This is a genomic window from Psychrobacter glacincola, assembly GCF_904846215.1.
Lineage (GTDB): Bacteria > Pseudomonadota > Gammaproteobacteria > Pseudomonadales > Moraxellaceae > Psychrobacter > Psychrobacter glacincola.
This window is the reverse complement of the sequence record NZ_CAJGZK010000093.1, coordinates 1-593: the sequence shown is the minus strand read 5'-3', so window position 1 is coordinate 593 and position 593 is coordinate 1. Positions and strand designations below refer to the sequence as shown.

The following is a 593-nucleotide window of genomic DNA, read 5'->3' as shown; positions in this document are numbered from 1 at the left end:
GGGTCTTGGTTGCGACGCGCATTAGAATGGTGTTTTTGCTGTTAGCATTTTTAGAGGCTTGCTGATTGTTTTGCTTAGAGTCAGCTGCCGTTAAAGTTTCACCGCGCTCAAGCTTGCCACGTGATCCACGTTGACTGTTCGATTTGCGCTTAGTACGAGTTTGCTCTTCTACTACATTATCAGAGCTGTCAGAACGACTGCTGTCGCTGACACTGGTTGCATTAACACTGGTCGGATTAGCGTTGTCTTCATTTGTATTACGATTATTGTCTTGGCGATTGTTGCGATTACGATCGTTATGACGTCTATTATCCTGCTGACGTTTATCTTGATTGTTAGCTTTGTCATCAGTGCTAGCGCTGCTGTCAGTCGTATTGCTAGTGGCACTATTCTCAGTTTCATCTGCCTGCTCTTTTCTTTGACGCGGCTTAGATGGTCTTGATTTGCGTGGTTTACGTCTTCTTCTTTCTTCAGCGTCGCTGCTATCATCAGTACTACTCTCAGCAGAACGTGTCAGTTGACGATTCTGCTCATTACTACTTTGCTGATTAGTTGCTGGCTGAGGCGTTGCAGTATTTTGACTATTATTATTG

The 593-nt window shown here is 44.4% G+C and carries 1 pseudogene; it reads right to left on the bottom strand.

From position 1 onward, the window contains the following. A pseudogene (locus JMW90_RS13580) lies at positions 1-593 on the bottom strand (Rne/Rng family ribonuclease); the annotation flags it as partial.